The sequence below is a fragment of the Neisseria sp. HMSC078H04 genome (genome assembly GCF_001838135.1).
Taxonomy (GTDB): Bacteria; Pseudomonadota; Gammaproteobacteria; order Burkholderiales; family Neisseriaceae; genus Neisseria.
The window spans coordinates 319,580-339,356 of sequence record NZ_KV835825.1 but is presented as its reverse complement, the minus strand read 5'-3'; the positions used below and the strand labels follow the sequence as shown (position 1 = coordinate 339,356).

The following is a 19,777-nucleotide window of genomic DNA, read 5'->3' as shown; positions in this document are numbered from 1 at the left end:
GACTGCCTTTAGTAAAGATTCAATATCCTTCCTGATCCAATTGACGATAAACATCACAACTTTGCTTGTCTCCATTAGCACAAGCCTTCTTAAACCATTCTTTAGCAACTATTTTACTTTGACGTACACCTTGCCCTTTTAGATACATTACACCTAAATTGTATTGTGCAATGATATTTCCCTGAGCTGCCGCTTTGCGATACCATTTAAATGCCTGTGCATAATCTTGGTGAATACCTTGCCCATTAGCATACTTCGTACCTAAATTATTTTGAGCTTCGGCACCCCCCTGTTCCGCCGCCTTACGAAACCATTTGACCGCTTCAACATGGTCTTCCCGAACACCTTGCCCTTTTTCATACATCGAACCTAAATTGTTTTGTGATGAAGCATTTCCCTGTTCTGCCGCCTTACGAAACCATTTGACTGCTTCTGCATAGTTTTGGCGGACTCCTTGTCCTTCCTTATACTTCACACCCAAAATGTTTTGGGCTTCTACATAACCCTGTTCTGCTGCTTTGCGATACCATTTAACAGCCTCAACATAGTCTTGACGGACACCCAGTCCATAGGAATACATTCCGCCCAAATTGTGTTGTGCAGCGCCATACTTCTGTTCTGCTGCCTTGCGATACCATTTAACCGCTTCAGCATAGTCTTTACGGACACCTTGTCCGTTACGATACATCTGACCAAGATTGTATTGGGCAGCAACAACTCCTTGTTCTGCCGCCCGCAAGGTTTCCTGAAAATTAGGGACATTATCCGCCCACACTAGTTGGCTGAAACTCAAGGCAATCATGCCCAACATTATTCTTTTAAAGCACTTATTCATTTTAAAACCTATTACTTTTTACTTTTAAATTATTGTTCCTGTTTTATCCAAGAAGTTTCAGACGGACTTAACTAGTGAATTCCTTAAAAAAGCTATTCACACCATAGCTACTCAAAATCTGCTGCAATTCCGGTGCGCGCACCCAAGGATCGACCGCCATCGGCGGCATAGGTGGTTCGATACCGTCTTCGTTTTGGTTACGGCACCAATCTGCCATGGCAAAAACTTGGATTAAAACCGGCTCGGCAAGTGCTTTGTCGATGTCCAGTTCGCTCATGGCTTGGGCAAAGCAGGCTATCCATTCGTTGCGGACTTGTACGTTGACGGCAAAAGGCATATGGCGGGCGCGCAGTTGGGGATGGCCGTATTTTTCGACAAAGAGTTGCGGGCCACCGAGCCAGCCGCTGAAAAATTCGTAGAGCTTTTCGCGTATCAGGGTCATGTCTTCGCCGTGCATTTGGCGCAAGGCTTGGTATTTCGGCTCAAGTTCCATCAAGTCGTAGAAACGGTCGGTCAGGGTGCGGATGCCGGTTGCGCCGCCAAAAGATTGGTACATGTTTGGGGACTTTCTGTGTGGATTATTGCGGGATTTATTTTGAGACGTAGGATTCAGGCAAGCATGCTTACCTTACATAATGGCCGTCTGAAAGTTTCAGACGGCCTTTGGAGATTTAGCGAATTTTGAGGGTACTCAAACCAATCAGCACCAAGACGATGGTGATAATCCAGAAACGGACGACGACTTGGGTTTCTTTCCAGCCTTTTTGTTCGTAATGGTGATGAATCGGCGCCATCAGGAAGATGCGTTTTTTGGTGCGTTTGTACCACCCGACCTGCAACATAACGGAAATAGCTTCAACAACAAACAGGCCGCCCATGATGACGAGGACAAATTCTTGGCGGATGATGACGGCAACGGTACCGAGTGCCGCACCGAGCGCGAGCGCACCGACGTCGCCCATAAAGACTTGTGCCGGATAAGCGTTAAACCACAAAAAGCCGAGACATGCGCCACACATGGCGGTACAGAAAATCACCACTTCGTTTGCGCCGGTAACGTAAGGCAATTGCAGGTATTGGGCAAATTGGGAGTGGCCGCTGGCATAAGCAAAGATGGCAAGACCGGCTGCAACAAGTACAACTGGGAATGCAGCCAAGCCGTCCAAACCGTCGGTCAGGTTAACGGCATTGGATGTGCCGACGATGGTCAGGTAGGACAATACCAAGAAGCCGACTACGCCAAGCGGTAAGGCAACTTGTTTGAAGAAGGGAACAATCAGGATATTGTTAGCGGAATTTGTCGCTAGGTAGAACAACGCCAAACCGGCGATGATGGCAACGCTGGACTGCCACACCATTTTAAATTTGGCAGACACGCCGTTAGGGTCTTTATAAACCACTTTGCGCCAGTCGTCGTAAAAACCGAGTGCGCCGGTAGCAAGCAAGACGCCTAAGAGAATCCAGATATAAGGATTTGCCCAGTTGCCCCACAAGATTGTGGACACGGTAATGGCGGTCAAAATTAGCGAGCCGCCCATGGTTGGCGTACCGTTTTTGATCAGGTGGGTTTGAGGGCCGTCGGTACGGACGGCTTGGCCGACTTTAAGCGCAGTCAGCTTGCGGATGGTCCACGGACCAAGCAATAGGGAAAACGCCAAAGCAGTCAAAGCTGCCATGACGGCGCGGAATGTGGTGTATTGAAAAATATTCAGACCGGTTAACCAGTTGCTGAAATGTGCGAGCCATAAAAACATGGGGCTTCCTTTTTTGTTTTTGTTGTTACAGCGGGCTTATTGCCCAATTAAAAATAAATCGGTATGCCGTCTGAAATTACAGACGGCCTTGTTGAGTAAGATTATTTCTCTACCACGCAAATCGGATAGTTTCCAGGATTCTTTCCGCCGCCCAAATCCAAGCAGGTATCTTCATAGATAAATGCCTGTACTTTCATTCCGGCATAAAATGCGGCAATCAGCAATCCAGCCAATAGTAAAATCTTTTTCATATTTCAGACGGCCTTCTTAAGTTTTATTTTCTTGAGTCTGAAAATAATCCTTGGGATGTAAACAAAACAGGCTATAACAAATTGCAGCGCGAATAATGACATCCGGCCAACTCGCAGTTGAATAATTGACTGTAGTGTAAACGATATACAGAATGCAACTAATTAGCCACAACCTACGCGCCCAATCCTTACCTCTCCATAGACCAACAGCAGTAACCAGCATTAATATGACTTGCACAAGCAAATAAAAATTTCCTAACCAAAACCAAAGTAAACGCCCACTTGTGATTTCGTATGCTCCGCTTATTGTCTCAAATCCTACATTTTCGATGTAAAGCCACACTGTCGCAGGCCATAAAACTGCTGCTACTATTAGTATTAAAACGATAAACTGCAACAGTATAGGTCGTTTTCTTTTCTGCCCCATTTTCAGACAACCTCTTTATCCGTCAGTGCCTCAACCACTTCTTCCATCTTCATAAAGCGTGAGCCTTTGACCAATACAGTAGCGCGTTCAGGCAAGTCGTGGCTCAACACTTGAATCAGCGGATCTTTATCTGCAAACCACAAACCTTCCGCTCCAAACGTTTCCGCTGCTTCAACGCTGTTGTCGCCGACAAAATACGCGGCCTCGATGCCTTTATCCCGTGCATACGCGCCAACTTCGGCGTGCATGGCGGCGGCTTCATCCTCACCCAATTCACCCATATCACCCATTACAAAAATACGCGGCGCAGGCATAGCGGCGAGCACATCAATGGCGGCTTTCATACTGTCGGGGTTGGCATTATAAGTATCGTCAATCAAAGTTGCATCTTTAATGCCTTGCTTGATATTCAGACGGCCTTTGATATTGCTGAAATTTTTCAGGCCGTCTGAAACTTCGGCAAGGCTCAAACCTGCCGCAAAAGCCAGAGCCGCTGCCGCTACGGCATTATGCACATTGTGGCGGCCGGGGACTGGCAACACCACGGCAACACGTTCATTGCCACGCACCAAATCAAATTCGCAGGACAACGGTTTCAACTCAATATTTTCTGCATGGACATCGCCACTGGCAACGCCGAAAGTCTGAGCGTTCAATTGCGCAGTAGCCGCTTCAAATGTAGCGATATTGGCATCTTCACACGGAATCAGCGCAATGCCGTCTGAAAGCAAACCTTCGTAGATTTCACTTTTTGCTTTGGCAATGTCGCCAACACCATCGAAACCGCAACCGACATGCGCGCGCAAGACATTATTGACCAGAGCAACGTTCGGACTGGCAATTCGGGTCAGCAAAGACAACTCGCCAAAATGGTTCATGCCCATTTCAATGACGGCATAGCGGTGTTTTTCGTTCAGTTTCAACAAAGTCAGCGGCAGGCCGATATGATTGTTGAAATTGCCGGCAGTCGCCAAAACAGCTTCATCACCGAATCGATGACGCAATACGCCGGCCAACATCTCTTTAACCGTAGTTTTACCGGAAGAGCCGGTAATGCCAAAGACAAACGGATTCACATTTTCACGCCACGCCTTCGCCAGTTTTTGCAAAGCCGCAAGCGTATCGTCAACCTTCAACGCGCCTTTCAAAGCCGCACAATCTTCGCGCGAAACCACAACTGCCGTTGCTCCTGCTGCCAACACATCTTCAACAAAGTCATGCGCATCAAAGCGCTCACCGGCAAGCGCGAAAAATACGTCGCCTTCCTGAATATCACGGCTGTCGGTTACGATGCGCGAAACGGGTTGATTTTCAGACGGCATCAGAAGGCCGAGAGTTTGGCAGATGAAATTTAGGTCTAGTGGTTTCATGATTGTGTTTCTTGTCCTTGTTCTAACGGCTCCACATTTTTATCCGTATTTTGGGAAACCATTTTTAAATGACGATAATTGCGTCTTGCCAGCACAATAAAAAGAATAGCGGCAAAATTTACACCGACAGTAAGCTTATGTACCGTAAGGCTAAATGATAATTGCAGTACACTTTCTATATAATACGTAAAAGAAAATGCCTCTCCTACAAAGACTATTTGCAACAGGCATGGCGTGTACACATATATCATTCTCTTAAAACCTACTGCACGGAATTTAAACGCATTCCATGCTGCAGACAACGCCAATACACCCAAAATGAAAAGTAAAATCCCAAAAAACACAGCCCATGCCATGTTGTTAATCAGTCCCTGCACACTCTGAATTAATGCCAGAATCAACCAAACCACGCCCTGTACAAAAGTCAGCCATGCCATAAATTTACCGCTTTTGGGCAATTTTTTATAATCAGGAAATGTATTGGAAAACCAACTTTTCATACTATAAATCACTTTCTCTTATCAACTGCCGATTTTCCCGTACTGCTGGTAATCGGAAAAACACAATACAATGGTTTTACCGTTTTGGCGGTAGGGGTGACAAAGGCTGTAATTGCCGTCTTTTGCCTCATAACGTATTTCATTTGTTTGTCCGGCAAATACCCTCTGCAAGTATTCACGCTCGCTCAAATGCGGAGCATAAAGATATTGCGTTTTGCTGATCGTTTCTTTACTGCCATTCCGAGTAACGACAAAACCATTATCATCGCCTACCCCCTGAGCATTAGGTGCCTGCTCATCAATCCCACTTAACTGGGAATCAGCTGAGAAAGCCAAATAAACCTGTTTATTACCGATCGTATCCGGCACAATCACTGTAGCTGCTTTAAAGGCAGAATCTTCCTTCGACATCAGCTCAAGGATTAACGCTGCTTTTTTGATGTACGCCAAGTCAAAACGATAATCTGCCAACGCGTTGATTTGCGATGGATTATCCTTGACGATACGCTCTAGAGATTGAGTCAAAATCTGACGTTTTTTCTGAACAGTCAGATAATTTCCGCCAAATAACAGGGCTGCTAAAACGGGAAATACTGCCAACAACAAATATAAGGTTTTCCGGCCACCTTTGCTTTCTTCCTCTTGTCCTCGCTCGGCAATACGGGTCAAATTCAGCATGATGTTCAGTATCAAGGCACCCGCCATCACAGCAAAAATCCCCAAAATACTCATCAGGAAAATTTCCGTAATGTATTCGCGGAATACCTTAAGCCCGAAAACATTGGATAGAATCAGAACAAATACCCAATACACCAGCAGCACGACTGCCACCATACCGACGATATTCGTTGCCTTAACCAATTTCTTTGCGTTCATACTCTCAAATCTTGTTCAGACGGCCTATCTGTTCTGATTAATCAGCGGATACGGATTCACTGCGCCGCTGGGTAGATACACGCCATAATGCAGGTGGGCCGGTGTGGTTCTGGCGTTGCCGGTTTTACCGACATAGCCGATGACCTGCCCTTCTTTTACTCGTTCATACAGGCGGATACGGGCAAATTTATTCAGGTGGGCATAGTAATGCCACGCACCCGGCCCTTGGATACCGATAACTTTACCGCCCAATCGGTTGCGCCCGATTTTGGTCACGATACCGGGCGTGGTACTACGTATCGGCGTGTTTTTCTTAGCAAAAATATCCACACCTTCATGCTTGCGCCCCTGACTACGCGCCGCGCCCCAAGTATCGTCAAACCGTTTGCCTTTAACGGGATTGGGCAGGTTTTGCTCGGCCGGAGGCTGTTGCGCTCTCAACTGCTCGATTTCGGCAGTAGGACGCGGAAGTTGTTTGGTTGTACAGCCTGCGAATAAAACTACGGCTGCACTGATTAATAAGGTTTTTGTCGGCATTTTCAGCATCAAATCGGTCTCCTTGTTGTTCAGACGGCCTTGTTAAAAAGTCCTCCGAAACAAACAACTGTGATGGGTTTAATGGCTGACGTGCCGTAATGCGTGTGTCGTTTTGCTTTTATTGTATATGTTTAAATCTTTTTCAGACGGCCTTAAGGTTTCGGGCCGTCTGAACATTTGCGATATGGTCTATCCGCGCTCTGCCAATGCTTTTTCTGCGATTTCAAAATCGGAGAAATGGTGCTTCACGCCTTGTACATCCTGATAGTTTTCATGCCCTTTACCGGCAATCAGAATGATGTCGTTTGCGGCAGCCTGCTCAACCGCATAACGGATGGCAACGGCACGATCAACTTCGACGCGTTCAGGATGAGGCACGGCAGGCAAAATATCGTTGATGATGTCTTGCGGATTTTCCAAGCGTGGATTGTCGCTGGTTACGACGACTTTATCCGCACCCTGTACGGCTGCTGCGCCCATCAAGGGGCGTTTGCCGCGGTCTCGGTTGCCACCGCAGCCGAATACACACCATAAGGTCGCGCCCTGCGGTTTGATTTCCTGCAAGGTGGAGAGTGCTTTTTCCAGTGCATCAGGCGTGTGGGCATAATCGACAACGACCAAAGGTTTGCCGCTGTTCATAATGCAATCCATACGGCCTGAAGCGGGACGGATTTTTGCCAGTACTTCCAAAACGTTATTGAGTGGATAACCGTTGGCACACAGCAAGGCAACGCAGGCGGCGAGGTTTTGCGCGTTGAATCGTCCGAGCAGACGGGTACGGCATTTTCCTTCGCCCCACGGGGTTTGGAATACGGCTTCCATGCCGTCTGAAGAAGCGGTGAAATCGGTAATACAAATATCGGCTTGCTCGCTGAAGCCGTAGCCGTAAACGGCTAAATCGGGACAGTCTTTTTTCAGACGGCCTACCAGTTCTGCACCGTATTCATCATCGACATTGATGATGGCGTGTTGCAGACCATGCCAGTAGAACAGGCGCGATTTGATAGCACCATAGGCTTCCATGGTGCCGTGATAGTCGAGGTGGTCGCGGGTGAGATTGGTGAAGATTGCGCTGCGAAATGGCACGCCGTTAACACGCGATTGGTCAAGGCCGTGACTGGAGACTTCCATCGCGGCGGCTGTTGCGCCTTGCTGGCGGAAGCGGTAGAGCAGGGTTTGGACATCGACGGGGGCGGGGGTGGTGTGCGTGGTTTCTTCCAATGCGCCCCAAAAGCCGTTGCCGACTGTGCCGATAATGGTGGTTTTTTCGCCCAGAAAATCAGCAGCTTGCGCCAGCCATTGTGTGATAGAGGTTTTGCCGTTGGTGCCGGTTACACCCCAAACTTTAAGGCCGTCTGAAACATTGCCGTAAACCTGTGCCGCCAACATACCGGCGCGATGTTTCAGATCTTTAATGCCTTGATTGGGAACATTCCATTCGGGATTCCATGTGAATTTGCCGTCATCATCCCAAAAAACAAAGGTTGCACCGTTGGCAATGGCGGCAGGGATATAGCTGCGGCCGTCTGTATATTCGCCCTGACAGGCAACGAAAATGTCACCCTGTTTAATTTGTCGGCTGTCTGAATGCAACAAACGCCCTGCTGCGTTTTCACACAGCAGAGGCGGAAAGTTGGTTTCAGCCAAGGGGGTTAACTTGCTGAACATAAACAATATCTCTTTGATTGTTTGGATTATGACGGTACTTTGACAGTAGCGGTATTACTTAAAGGCTTAGTCGGGGAAACGCCCAAGATGTTCAAGCTTCCGCTCATGACTTCTTTGAATACGGGACCGGCAACCACGCCGCCGTAATAGCCGTTGGCAGTCGGTTCGTCAATGGTAACGGCCACAATCACGCGTGGATTTTTAGCCGGAGCAAAACCGATAAATGTACCGACGTGCTTGTTGTCTACATAGCGGCCATTGACCAGTTTACGCGCCGTACCGGTTTTCGCACCTACGTCAAAACCATCCACAGCACCGGCAGTACCGGTACCGCCGGCTTCAGTAACGGAAACCATCAACTCGCGCACTTTTTTCGCAGTAGAGGCTTTGATGACGCGCTTGCCTTTAGGTGCAACCGCTTGTTTTTCAAAGCTGACCGGCAACAATTCACCATCATGGGTTAAGACAGTATAGGCACGCGCCAATTGCAATAAGCTTAATTGCAGGCCATAACCGAAAGACATGGTTGCCTGTTCGATTTTTTGCCATCTGCGCCAGCTTCTCAACAAACCTGCAGTCTCACCAGGAAATCCTGAATGCATACGCACACCCACACCTAAATCGTGATAGAAATCGTACATTTCTTTAGGCGTAAACATGGCAGAAAGTTTACTGGTACCGACGTTGGAAGATTTTTGCATAATGCCGCGCACATCCAAAGTAGGATAAACGTGGGTATCTTGTACGGTAGCAGGACCGATTTTGTAAGGCAGGGTGTTGAACGTATCGGTTGCATCCACTTTGTCTGAATCCAATGCTTTGGCAATGGTAAACGGCTTCATGGCAGAACCAGGTTCGATCATATCGGTTACGGCGCGGTTACGGCGCTGTTCGCTATTGGCTTGACCCGGTTGATTCGGATCGTAAGCAGGGCTGTTGACCAAAGCCAAAATTTCGCCGGTTTGCGCATCCAATACCACAACCGTACCCGCTTTGGCTTTGTGATAAGCCACAGCCTTGTTCAACTCGTCATAAGCCAGCGTTTGAATACGCTGATCCAAAGACAAAATCATGTCTTGGCCATTTTTAGGCACGCTGTTGCGTGGAGAGTCGAGGCTGTCAACGATATTACCTTTGTTGTCACGCAATACGACTTTCGCACCATCTTCACCGCGCAGACTGTCTTCACGGGAAAGCTCCAAGCCCTCTTGACCTTTGCCGTCGATATTGGTAAAACCGATAACATGCGCAAACAGATTGCCCATCGGGTAATGGCGTTTCAATTCTTTTTGGAATGCGATACCTTTAATGCCCAATGCTTTGATTTCTTCTGCTTTCTCGTAGCTGAGTTGACGTTTCAGATAGATAAAGCCTTTGTCTTTTTTAGACAATTTATTTTTCAAAACTTCAACAGGCACATCGGCAATGGCCGACAGTTTTTCTAACTGCTCGTCAGTCGGCATTTCCTCCATGCCGGAAGGCATGGCATACAATGATTCGGTAGGCGCACTCAACGCCAATGTAGCACCATTGCGGTCGGTAATCATACCGCGTGATGCAGGCAGCGGAAGTGTGCGCACAAAACGTTGGTCGCCCTGATTTTTCAAAAACTCATGCTGACTGGTTTGCAGATAAACCCCGCGCACCAACAGACCGGTAAATGCCAGCGCAACGGCACCCAGCACCAAACCAATACGTCCGTTACTTGTCAGCGGTTTTTTTGTTTTTGTGGTTCCAGACAGCATTTGAGGTTTATATTCGTTCTTAATTAACATGTTGGACTTCTCATGACTTAGCTGCTCAGTGAGCTATTAATTCCCGTAAACACCTTGAAAACAAGGCTATATTCTTATTTTTTGCGTTCCAGCATAGCCGTATTATGCGCACCCGGCGGAAGCAGATGTTGCTTTTCGGCCGCCACTTTAATCAGTTTGTGGTTTGCCAATCTTGCTTGCTCCAGTTTCAAGCGCGCGTAATCCTGTTCCAACTGAATTTCCCGTTTTTGTGCCTTATCCAACTCGATAAAGTGCAAGCGCGACTGGTTTTGCTTAAACACTACGGCAAAGGCCGAAACCGTCACCAAAACCAGTAATAAAATATTCAACTTACCCATTTCAAACTTTCAGACGGCCTGTCAACAGAAACATCCCTTGCGACAATGCCGAAACGCTTCCCTAGTCAACAACCGAAAATTCGTCGCTGCTGCGCTCCGCCACACGCAAAACTGCACTGCGTGCACGCGGATTAGCTTCAGTCTCTGTCGAACCCGGTTTGATTGCTTTGCCCACAGCCTTCAAAGGCGGCTGAGGCAAATCCGCCTCTTTGACCACTGCCCAACGGGGTAATGGCGCATGTTGCGAATATTTTTTAATAAACTGCTTCACAATTCTGTCTTCCAGCGAATGGAACGCAATGACAGCCAAGCGTCCACCCTCTTTCAGACGGCCTGCAACCTGCGGCAAAACTGCCTCTACCTCTTCGAGCTCGCGGTTAATAAAGATGCGAATTGCTTGGAAGGTGCGCGTTGCAGGGTCTTGTCCGCGCTCACGAGTACGGACGTTTTGCGCCACAAGCTGCGCCAGCTTGCGGGTTGTATCGATGGGACTCTCCTCGCGTTGCGCAACAATGGCGCGCGCAATCTGGCGACTAAACCGCTCTTCACCATAATTCTTAATGACCTCGTGTAAATCCTGTTCGGATGCGGTTGCAATCCATTCTGCCGCAGACATCCCGCGAGTCGGATCCATCCGCATATCCAACGGCGCATCAAAGCGGAAACTGAATCCGCGGCTGCCATCGTCAATTTGCGGCGACGAAATCCCCAAATCAAAAAGCGCACCGTCAATCTTATCGATGCCTAATTCATCCAAGGCCGTCTGAAATGTTTCAAAACTATTGTGTACGACACTGACACGTTTATCTTGGGCCGCCAGCTCATTAGCTACCGCAATCGCCTCCGGGTCTTTATCAAAAACAACCAAACGACCCTGCTCACCCAAACGTGACAAAATCAGCCGGGAATGCCCTCCCCTACCGAACGTACCGTCCACATAAATCCCGTCTTCACGGATTGCTAACGCATCCACCGCCTCATGCAACAAGACAGTAACATGCTGATAATTTTCAACTTTACTCACAATTGCAAATCCGTTTGACTTAATTGGAAAGCCAATTCATCAGGATCGATATCCAAAGCCTGATTCATTTCCTCTTCCCAATGTTCGCGACCCCACAACTCCATACGGTTTGCACGGCCAACCAAAGTAACTTCTTTTTCAAAATCCACACGTTTGCGCAGATTGGCCGGAATCAAAACACGTCCGGCGCTGTCCCACTCCAAAATCTCCGCATTGTGCAGCAGCAGATTTTGATACCGTTGCAAAGCTTCATTGCCGGCAACTTTCAACTTCAAAATCTGCTCGGCTTTTTCTTCCCAAACGGGCTCGGGGTACATCAATAATTTTTTTCGGGAATCCAGGGTAACCACAATTGCAGGCGTATAACGGCGCAGCAAAACATCGCGGAATTTGGCAGGAATCGCCAACCGCCCTTTACTGTCCATACTCAATTCATGAGCACCACCAAACACATCACACCCCAAATTCGATTAAAATAAAACTAGAGTGGGATTAAAAATCCCACCTTCCTAAAATATTTCGTTTTCACTTCTACGGAACACTTTTTGGGAAAAGTAACCACTTTCACCCACTATGCCCCACTAACCGACACTATAAGAAATTTTGGCAATCAGGTCAAATCAACCCTTTATCTGAAATGAAACACTAAACACTTAAAATTCAATAGCTTATATATACAAAAATGCATGACAAATTAATATGCCAGCCATTTTATATGGCATAAAACACCATATCTAGTATTGTTTATATTTTTAAAATACTACATATAGTATTTTTACACCCGATTATCACCCCTCTCACAAGGGGCTATAATATACAAACAAATTCAAATTTTTTACATTATCTAACAGTCATGAAGCCACAACTCCCCCTCCCTTCCACTGATGCACAAGCCTCTTCAGCACACCTGACGAAGCTCATAAAAAACGAAATTGAACAACATCAAAACTGGATACCTTTCTCCCGTTTTATGGAACTTGCCCTTTACACACCTCAATACGGCTATTACAGCGGAGGCAGCCATAAAATCGGCACAGACGGCGACTTCATTACTGCCCCCACCCTCTCCCCCCTATTCGGACAAACCCTTGCCAAACAACTTGCCGAATTACTGCCGCAAACAGCAGGCAATATCTATGAATTTGGTGCAGGCACAGGCCATCTCGCCACCACACTCTTGCAAAATCTTTCAGACGGCCTGAATCATTACTACATTATCGAGCTATCGGCAGAGCTTGCAGAGAGACAACGTCAACACATTCTTGAGCACACATCTCCCGAAGCAGCCGCAAAAGTCATCCACCTCACCACATTACCCGAACACTTTGACGGCATCATCATCGGCAACGAAGTATTGGATGCCATGCCGGTTGAACGCTTAATTTATCAAGATGAAGGATTTCAACAAATCGGCGTCAGCCTAGAGAATGACGAGCTAATCGAAGCCATCAGACCATTGGCCCAAGCCGAACTGATACAAACAGCCGCCTTGTATTTCCCTCCCCTCCCTTCATACACAAGTGAGCTGCATCCAGCACAATATGCCTTTATCCAAACCCTGGCCGCCAAATTGCAGCGCGGCGGCATGATATTTATCGATTACGGCTTCGACGCCGCTCAGTATTACCATCCGCAACGTAAGGAAGGCACATTTATCGGCCACTATCGCCACCACACTATCCATGATCCGTTTTTCAATATCGGCCTGACCGATTTGACTGCGCACGTCAATTTCACCGATATCGCACGCGCAGGGACAGAATCAGGTTTGGATTTAATCGGCTACCTGCCCCAATCTTATTTCCTGCTCAATCTCGGCATCACCGATTTGCTGGCACAAATCGGCAGCCCGGATTCGATTGAATATATCCAAGCCGCCGCCGCAGTACAGAAACTGATACATCAGCACGAAATGGGCGAACTTTTTAAAGTAACCGCTTTTGGCAAAGACATCGATATCGATTGGACAGGCTTCAGCCACGGCGATATTTGCCATAAGCTATAGCCTGACAACCTACTTTTTATTTTTTAAAAACAATAAGAAATAAAAAAAATCAAAATTAGCGCTTGCCAAATATTCAAAAAAAACTATAATAGCGACTTCACGAAACGGCGAATTAGCTCAGTCGGTTAGAGCAGAGGAATCATAATCCTTGTGTCCGGGGTTCGAGTCCCTGATTCGCCACCAAATTTCGGGGGTATAGCTCAGTTGGTAGAGCGCTTGCATGGCATGCAAGAGGTCAGCGGTTCGATCCCGCTTACCTCCACCACTAAACAAAAAAGCTCTTGTTAAATGCAAGAGCTTTTTTGTTTGGCTTGATTAATAACTAATTGCTCATTAAATTTGCCATTTTAATACCCAATTAAAGAAGGCCGTCTGAAACATTTCAGACGGCCTTTTGTCTTTTAATTACTTCACAAGCTTCAATACTTTTTTCGGTTTTTCTTCCGCAGATTCAGCTTTTTTATCCTCAGCTACCGCAGCTTCAACAGAAGCAGGCTGATATGGTTCTACCTCAAACCCCATACCCTCTCCACTTTCGCGGCCAAATATACTGACAATATGACCGACCGGAATCCAAATCTCGTGCGCTACGCCGGAAAAACGCGCAGAAAAATTGACCCATTCGTTGTCGATATTCAAGTTATGACTGGCGGTAGGACCGATATTTAAAACAATTTCATTGTCGCGTACATATTGCATCGGCACACGGGTATGTTCATTTACCCAAGCCACTATGTGCGGTGTTTGGTTATTATCCAAACACCATTCATACAAAGCACGCAATAAATACGGTTTGGTTGAAGTTGCCATAGATCCGTCCCTTAACGACGCATGGCTTTTTCAGCCGGCGTTAATGCTTCAATAAAGGCTTCGCGTTGGAAAATACGCTCGGCGTACTTCAGCAAAGGCGCAGCAGATTTACCCAGTTTGATGTCGTAATAGTCCAAACGCCACAACAATGGAGACAAGGCAACATCAATCATGGAGAAGTCATCGCCCAAGATGTATTTGTTTTTAGTAAAAGACGGTGCCAACAGTATCAAACCATTGCCAATGGCTTCACGCGCTTTAGCTTGTTCTTTATTGGTAGATTCAGGGTTTTCCAACACTTGCACCAAGCTGAACAATTCTTTTTCCATACGGTACAGCACCAAACGGCCGCGACCGCGCATAACAGGATCACCCGGCATCAACTGAGGATGAGGGAAACGCTCATCAATGTATTCGTTGATGATGTTTGATTCGTGCAAAATCAAATCGCGCTCAACTAGAACCGGTACTTGGTTATACGGATTCATCAAAGCCAAGTCTTCAGGTTTATTGAACACGTCCACATCTTTGATTTCAAAATCCATGCCTTTTTCGTACAGCACAAAACGGCAGCGTTGGCTGAATGGACAAGTAATACCTGAATACAATGTCATCATAATCTTTTACTCCTGATCAATCTTTTCAGACGGCCTTAAGCCTTATAAAAATTCAGACAGAATTATACATAATTTCAAACACTTAATCCAGAAATTTCATATATCACATTGTTTATATTAAGTAATTTTAAAATTTACATTATTTCCGCATAAACCAATTTCACAAACAAAAAAGGCAAACCTGAAACAGGTTTGCCTTTTTGATTCAAAAGAATTAATGAACGTCTTTCCAGAATTCTTTTTTCAGGAAGTACGCCAACGGCAACATTACGGCAAACAGGAATGTCAAAACCATGTAACCGATACGGTGGCGTTGCAATTGAGCAGGCTCACCCATGTATACCAGGTAGTTTACCAAATCGCGCACATACGCATCGTACTCTTTTTGGATTACTTTACTGTTAGGCAGACGACGGCTGTGCAGACCGGTAGATTCCCAATACAGTTTAGGAGTCAGGTTGCCGTGCTCGTCTTTAATCATAACAGGCTGACCTTTGGCATCCAACTCAACGGCTTGAACACCTTGTTGCTCCCACAATGGGTGAGGCATACTCGCGCCGGCCAAAACGGTATTGTTCCAACCGTTCGGACGAGTTGGGTCTTTATAGAAACCGCGCATATAAGCGTACAGGTAGTCTGCACCTTTAGAACGCGCAATCAGGGTCAAATCCGGTGGAGGGGCACCCAACCATTTGGAGGCATCTTTCGGATCCATTGCTGCTACCATAACATCACCAACGTTGTCTGTTGTGAACATCAGGTTTTTCTTGATTTCATCTTCAGTCAAACCGATGTCTTTCAGACGGTTGAAGCGCATACCGCTTGCAGAGTGGCAAGACAAACAGTAGTTTGTAAAGATTTGCGCACCGTGCTGCAGACTAACTTGATCACGCAGGTCGATATCGACTTTTTCGTAGTTTGCATGGCCGCCGCTGGCGACGGCTGCACTCATAGGCACTGCCAGCAATAAGGCAGCAAACCAGTTTTTCAGAGTTTGTTTCATTTTCGCTGCCCTCATCAGATATTGGTTGCAAACAAGTAAGCACCGACAACGGTAATACCGACGTAAACAAAGAACATAATTTTTTGTTTAGTAGTGCTCATGGTTACGCGTTCAGGAACTGGTTTGTTGGTATCCAGTTTGGTATAGAACGGCATACCCAGGAAGAATGAAAAGTAGACGAAAGACAGGATACGTGCCACCAAAGTACGAGTATCAGTTGCTACCATTGCACCCAAAATACCCAAACCGATGAAGGCAATGATGAACAGAACCAACGCAGTTTTGAAGATTGGGCCGCGATAGCGGACAGATTTAACCTCGCCTTTATCCAACCAAGGCAACAAGGCGATCAGGACAACTGCTGCACCCATACCGATTACACCCCATACCTGAGTACCGGCAAAGGAAGGAATCGCACGCAAAATTGCGTAGAACGGAGTGAAGTACCATACCGGCGCAATGTGAGGAGGTGTTTTCAGCGCATTTGCTGCATCGAAGTTTGGCGCTTCCAAGAAGTAGCCGCCGCCTTCAGGTGCAAAGAACAACACAGAACAGAAAACAATCAGGAATACAACGACACCCAAGATGTCTTTAACGGTGTAGTAAGGATGGAATGGGATACCATCGCGTGGAATACCGTTTTCGTCTTTGTTTTTCTTGATTTCAACGCCATCAGGGTTGTTAGAACCCACTTCGTGCAGGGCGATGATGTGAGCCACAACCAAGCCGAGCAATACTAGAGGTACTGCGATAACGTGCAGGGCGAAGAAGCGGTTCAAAGTAACGTCGGAAACGTTGAAGTCACCGCGGATCCAAGTGGACAAATCAGGACCGATAACAGGGATGGCGGAGAACAGGTTAATAATTACCTGCGCACCCCAGAAGGACATTTGACCCCAAGGCAACAGGTAACCCATAAAGGCTTCTGCCATCAATGCCAAGAAAATCAGGGAACCGAAAATCCACACCAATTCACGAGGTTTTTTGTACGAACCGTAAATCAGACCGCGGAACATGTGCAGATAAACGACGATGAAGAAGAAAGATGCGCCGGTGGAGTGCATGTAGCGGATAATCCAGCCGCCGGACACATCGCGCATGATGTACTCTACTGCGGTAAAGGCAGCAGGCAGATGGTAGGCGTTAAGGTTGCCGTCCGGTTTGTAGTTCATGGTCAGGAAAATACCGCTGACGATTTGAATTACAAGGACGAGCAGAGCCAAAGAGCCGAAGTAATACCAGAAGTTGAAGTTCTTCGGCGCATAGTATTGAGCCAAATGCTCATTCCACATTTTAGACAGAGGGAAGCGAGCGTCCATCCAGCCTAACAATGCTTTTGCTTTGCTATTGGTTTGGTTTGCCATAATTATCGTTCCTTATTTTTAGTCTTCGCCCACCAAAACAGTTGTATCGCTCAGATATTTGTAAGGCGGTACAACCAAGTTGGTCGGTGCAGGAACACCTTTGTATACGCGGCCTGCCATGTCGAATTTCGAACCGTGGCACGGGCAGAAGAAGCCGCCTTTCCAGTCTGCGCCCAAATCCGCAGGGGCAACGTCGGGACGGTAAGTCGGAGAGCAACCCAGGTGGGTACAGATACCGATAGCGACGAGGAGGTTCGGCTTGATCGAACGGGTCTCGTTTTTACAGTTTTCGGGCTGATGATCCACTTCGGAATTAGGATCTGTAACTGCGCCATCCAAACTTTTCAAGTCTTTGAGCTGTTGATCTGTGCGGTTGACCAGCCAAATCGGTTTACCCTGCCATTCGGCAGTCAGCATTTGGCCTGCTTCGATTTTGCTGACATCTACTTCGACAGCAGCACCGGCAGCCTTAGCTTTCTCCGATGGGAAGAAGCTGGCCACGAAAGGCGTAGCTACGCCCAGAGCCGCCACACCGCCTGCACCGCAAGTAGCCAGTGTCAGAAAACGGCGGCGACCGTTGTTGATTTCTTGATTATCCATTATTCAGTCGTCCTAAAATTTTGGGAATACCGAGCCATTAAACAGCGTAATTCTACCTAGTTTGTTGTAATACTCAAAGCATTATTTAAAATAAGGTAAAGTTTTTATGATATTGCTCAATACTCAGGCAGGGTTGTTTTCATCAAAGTGAACCACTTCGATACCGAATTTTTCTGCCACGGCATCGCCTAAGGCACGGACGCCGTAACGTTCTGTCGCATGATGGCCGGCACTGATAAATGCCACACCCGTTTCATTGGCAAGATGATATTGCGCTTCCGAAATCTCACCGGTCAGATACGCATCGACACCTTCGTCTACGGCTGTCTGAAAAAATCCCTGCGCACCGCCGCTGCACCAGGCAATGCGTTTGATTTCGCGTTCAAGATCGCCAATAACGGTCGGCTTGCGGCCGAATACCGCCTCAATGCGTTCAGACAACTGCGCCAGCGTTTCCGTGGTTTTCAGACGGCCTGTATTCAACAGATTTTGCTCGCCGAATTGTTTTTCGAGCACCCAATCGAGTTTCTCGGCCAACTGCGCGTTATTGCCTAATTGCGGGTGCGCGTCCAGCGGCAGGTGGTAGCCCGCCATATTGATTTGGTGTTGCAGCAAGGTTTCAAGGCGTGTTTTTTTCCAACCGGTAATCGTGACAGGCTCGCTTTTCCAAAACATGCCGTGGTGAACCAAAAGCATATCCGCCCCCTGCCCTACGGCAAAATCGATTGCAGCTTTGCTGGCGGTAACCGAAGTGGCGATTTTGGCAATTTCTTCTTTGCCTTCAACCTGCAAACCATTGGGCGCATAGTCCTTAAACAGACCGACCTGCAATGTCTCATCGCACCAAGCCAGAATTTCGCGGCGTAAAGCCATATTCCGCTCCTTATATCTATCTTCAAAAACAGCTTCGCATTCTAACCGCAAAATCTGTTTATGCCTCAAATTCTTACATTCCGATTTCAGCAATCATTCCCAACATTAATCATTTGCACATCATCATGAATTATTTTAATATACCCCACCTTACCCACAGGCCGTCTGAAAACACATGGACTCTATTATCGAATTGCGTCATCTCAAAACCTTGCTGGCTTTAGAAGAAACCGGCAGCGTTTCCCTTGCCGCCAAACGGGTTTTCCTGACCCAATCCGCCCTGTCGCACCAAATCCGCGCCTTGGAAAATTATTACGAAACGCCGTTGTTTGAACGCAAATCCACACCTTTGCGCTTCACTCCGGCCGGTATGCGCCTACTGCAACTGGCGCGCGAGCTGTTGCCGCAGGTTGCCGCCGCCGAACGTGACCTGGTGCGGATTATCGAAGGTGAAGCGGGCGAACTCAGACTTGCTGTCGAATGCCACACCTGCTTCGACTGGCTGATGCCTGCCATGGGCGAGTTCCGCCCCTTATGGCCGCAAGTTGAATTGGACATCGTTTCCGGTTTCCAAGCCGATCCAGTCGGGCTATTGCTGCAACACCGCGCCGACCTTGCCATCGTTTCCGAAGCCGAGCCGCTCAACGGCATCAGCTACCGCCCTCTGTTTGCCTATGAAATGGTCGGCATCTGCGCAGAAGACCACCCGCTTGCCGACAAAGACATTTGGGAAGCGGAAGACTTTATCGACGAAACATTGATTACTTATCCCGTCCCAGACGAAATGCTGGATTTGCCCAAAAAAGTGCTGCTGCCCAAAGGCATTAATCCGCCGCGCCGCCACAGCGAGTTGACCATCGCCATTATTCAGCTGGTTGCCAGCAAACGCGGCATCGCCGCCCTGCCCTATTGGACGGTCATGCCGTATTTGGAAAAAGGCTACGTCGTCCACCGCAAAATCACTTCAGACGGCCTGCAAAGCAAGCTTTATGCCGCCATTCGTACGGAAGATGCCAACAAAGGCTATCTGGACAACTTCTGCCAAATCACGCATGACCGCTGTTTTGCCGACTTGCCGGGTTTGAGTGAATTGGAAATGTAAACTTGAAACAATCAAAAGGCCGTCTGAACAATTTCAGACGGCCTTTTT

The 19,777-nt window shown here is 47.4% G+C and carries 21 protein-coding genes and 2 tRNA genes; 4 read left to right on the top strand and 19 right to left on the bottom strand.

What is annotated here, in order from left to right; all coding sequences use genetic code 11:
* Window positions 1-19: 19 nt before the first annotated feature.
* The 13 genes from HMPREF2560_RS03585 to mraZ form a co-directional block, all read right to left on the bottom strand.
* A complete protein-coding gene (locus HMPREF2560_RS03585; protein ID WP_070734883.1) occupies window positions 20-835 on the bottom strand; it encodes an SEL1-like repeat protein in 816 nt (271 codons plus the stop codon).
* A 67-nt stretch (window positions 836-902) separates the two neighbouring features.
* A complete protein-coding gene (locus HMPREF2560_RS03580; protein WP_070606070.1) occupies window positions 903-1,391 on the bottom strand; it encodes a group II truncated hemoglobin in 489 nt (162 codons plus the stop codon).
* 115 nt (window positions 1,392-1,506) lie between these two features.
* The gene (gene mraY / locus HMPREF2560_RS03575) at window positions 1,507-2,589 is read right to left on the bottom strand and encodes a phospho-N-acetylmuramoyl-pentapeptide-transferase (RefSeq protein ID WP_070606071.1); all 1,083 of its coding nucleotides are present in this window, start codon (window positions 2,587-2,589) and stop codon (window positions 1,507-1,509) included.
* Between the two features lie 101 nt (window positions 2,590-2,690).
* A complete protein-coding gene (locus HMPREF2560_RS11230; RefSeq protein ID WP_003748282.1) occupies window positions 2,691-2,840 on the bottom strand; it encodes a hypothetical protein in 150 nt (49 codons plus the stop codon).
* A gap of 429 nt (window positions 2,841-3,269) precedes the next feature.
* Window positions 3,270-4,637, bottom strand: a complete 1,368-nt coding sequence (gene murF / locus HMPREF2560_RS03565) for a UDP-N-acetylmuramoyl-tripeptide--D-alanyl-D-alanine ligase (RefSeq protein ID WP_070606074.1) — start codon at window positions 4,635-4,637, stop codon at window positions 3,270-3,272.
* Entirely contained in the window at window positions 4,634-5,137 is a 504-nt protein-coding gene (locus tag HMPREF2560_RS03560; protein ID WP_070606076.1) for a hypothetical protein, read from the bottom strand. The genes murF and HMPREF2560_RS03560 overlap by 4 nt, the downstream gene beginning before the upstream one ends.
* A 21-nt stretch (window positions 5,138-5,158) precedes the next feature.
* Window positions 5,159-6,013 (bottom strand): peptidase, encoded by an 855-nt coding sequence (locus HMPREF2560_RS03555; RefSeq protein WP_070606078.1) that lies wholly within the window; start codon window positions 6,011-6,013, stop codon window positions 5,159-5,161.
* A gap of 24 nt (window positions 6,014-6,037) precedes the next feature.
* Window positions 6,038-6,559, bottom strand: a complete 522-nt coding sequence (locus HMPREF2560_RS03550; protein ID WP_070606080.1) for a M23 family metallopeptidase — start codon at window positions 6,557-6,559, stop codon at window positions 6,038-6,040.
* 180 nt (window positions 6,560-6,739) lie between these two features.
* Window positions 6,740-8,218 (bottom strand): UDP-N-acetylmuramoyl-L-alanyl-D-glutamate--2,6-diaminopimelate ligase, encoded by a 1,479-nt coding sequence (locus HMPREF2560_RS03545; protein WP_070606082.1) that lies wholly within the window; start codon window positions 8,216-8,218, stop codon window positions 6,740-6,742.
* A 26-nt stretch (window positions 8,219-8,244) separates the two neighbouring features.
* Window positions 8,245-9,993, bottom strand: a complete 1,749-nt coding sequence (locus tag HMPREF2560_RS03540) for a peptidoglycan D,D-transpeptidase PBP2 (RefSeq protein WP_070606084.1) — start codon at window positions 9,991-9,993, stop codon at window positions 8,245-8,247.
* A 74-nt stretch (window positions 9,994-10,067) separates the two neighbouring features.
* Complete coding sequence (gene ftsL, locus HMPREF2560_RS03535) at window positions 10,068-10,331, bottom strand: cell division protein FtsL (protein ID WP_003681879.1); 264 nt, start codon at window positions 10,329-10,331, stop codon at window positions 10,068-10,070.
* A 61-nt stretch (window positions 10,332-10,392) separates the two neighbouring features.
* A complete protein-coding gene (gene rsmH / locus HMPREF2560_RS03530; RefSeq protein WP_070606087.1) occupies window positions 10,393-11,355 on the bottom strand; it encodes a 16S rRNA (cytosine(1402)-N(4))-methyltransferase RsmH in 963 nt (320 codons plus the stop codon).
* A complete protein-coding gene (mraZ, locus tag HMPREF2560_RS03525) occupies window positions 11,352-11,807 on the bottom strand; it encodes a division/cell wall cluster transcriptional repressor MraZ (RefSeq protein ID WP_070606089.1) in 456 nt (151 codons plus the stop codon). Before mraZ ends, rsmH begins: the two co-directional genes overlap by 4 nt.
* 401 nt (window positions 11,808-12,208) lie before the next feature.
* Between mraZ and HMPREF2560_RS03520 the strand changes: the two genes are divergently transcribed.
* The 3 genes from HMPREF2560_RS03520 (at window position 12,209) to HMPREF2560_RS03510 (ending at window position 13,625) form a co-directional block, all read left to right on the top strand.
* Window positions 12,209-13,360 (top strand): class I SAM-dependent methyltransferase, encoded by a 1,152-nt coding sequence (locus HMPREF2560_RS03520; protein WP_070606091.1) that lies wholly within the window; start codon window positions 12,209-12,211, stop codon window positions 13,358-13,360.
* A gap of 106 nt (window positions 13,361-13,466) precedes the next feature.
* A tRNA-Met gene (locus HMPREF2560_RS03515) sits at window positions 13,467-13,543 on the top strand.
* A 6-nt stretch (window positions 13,544-13,549) separates the two neighbouring features.
* A tRNA-Ala gene (locus HMPREF2560_RS03510) sits at window positions 13,550-13,625 on the top strand.
* 140 nt (window positions 13,626-13,765) lie between these two features.
* On the opposite strand, the gene HMPREF2560_RS03505 is transcribed toward HMPREF2560_RS03510, so the two are convergent.
* From HMPREF2560_RS03505 to HMPREF2560_RS03480, 6 genes are all read right to left on the bottom strand, one after another.
* Entirely contained in the window at window positions 13,766-14,170 is a 405-nt protein-coding gene (locus HMPREF2560_RS03505; RefSeq protein ID WP_070606094.1) for a ClpXP protease specificity-enhancing factor, read from the bottom strand.
* An 11-nt stretch (window positions 14,171-14,181) separates the two neighbouring features.
* Window positions 14,182-14,787 (bottom strand): glutathione S-transferase N-terminal domain-containing protein, encoded by a 606-nt coding sequence (locus HMPREF2560_RS03500; RefSeq protein WP_070873717.1) that lies wholly within the window; start codon window positions 14,785-14,787, stop codon window positions 14,182-14,184.
* A 214-nt stretch (window positions 14,788-15,001) separates the two neighbouring features.
* Window positions 15,002-15,790, bottom strand: coding sequence for a cytochrome c1 (locus HMPREF2560_RS03495; protein ID WP_210398628.1), 789 nt, complete (start codon window positions 15,788-15,790; stop codon window positions 15,002-15,004).
* Window positions 15,791-15,804: 14 nt separating this feature from the next.
* Window positions 15,805-17,154: a cytochrome b gene (locus HMPREF2560_RS03490; RefSeq protein WP_070734888.1), complete on the bottom strand. Its 1,350-nt coding sequence runs from the start codon at window positions 17,152-17,154 to the stop codon at window positions 15,805-15,807.
* An 18-nt stretch (window positions 17,155-17,172) separates the two neighbouring features.
* On the bottom strand, window positions 17,173-17,754 hold the full coding sequence (gene petA, locus HMPREF2560_RS03485) for a ubiquinol-cytochrome c reductase iron-sulfur subunit (protein ID WP_003681863.1): 582 nt from the start codon (window positions 17,752-17,754) through the stop codon (window positions 17,173-17,175).
* Between the two features lie 123 nt (window positions 17,755-17,877).
* The gene (locus tag HMPREF2560_RS03480; RefSeq protein WP_070734890.1) at window positions 17,878-18,627 is read right to left on the bottom strand and encodes a Nif3-like dinuclear metal center hexameric protein; all 750 of its coding nucleotides are present in this window, start codon (window positions 18,625-18,627) and stop codon (window positions 17,878-17,880) included.
* A gap of 175 nt (window positions 18,628-18,802) precedes the next feature.
* On the opposite strand from HMPREF2560_RS03480, the gene HMPREF2560_RS03475 reads away from it, so the two are divergent.
* Window positions 18,803-19,729, top strand: a complete 927-nt coding sequence (locus HMPREF2560_RS03475) for a LysR family transcriptional regulator (protein ID WP_070504237.1) — start codon at window positions 18,803-18,805, stop codon at window positions 19,727-19,729.
* Window positions 19,730-19,777: the final 48 nt, after the last annotated feature.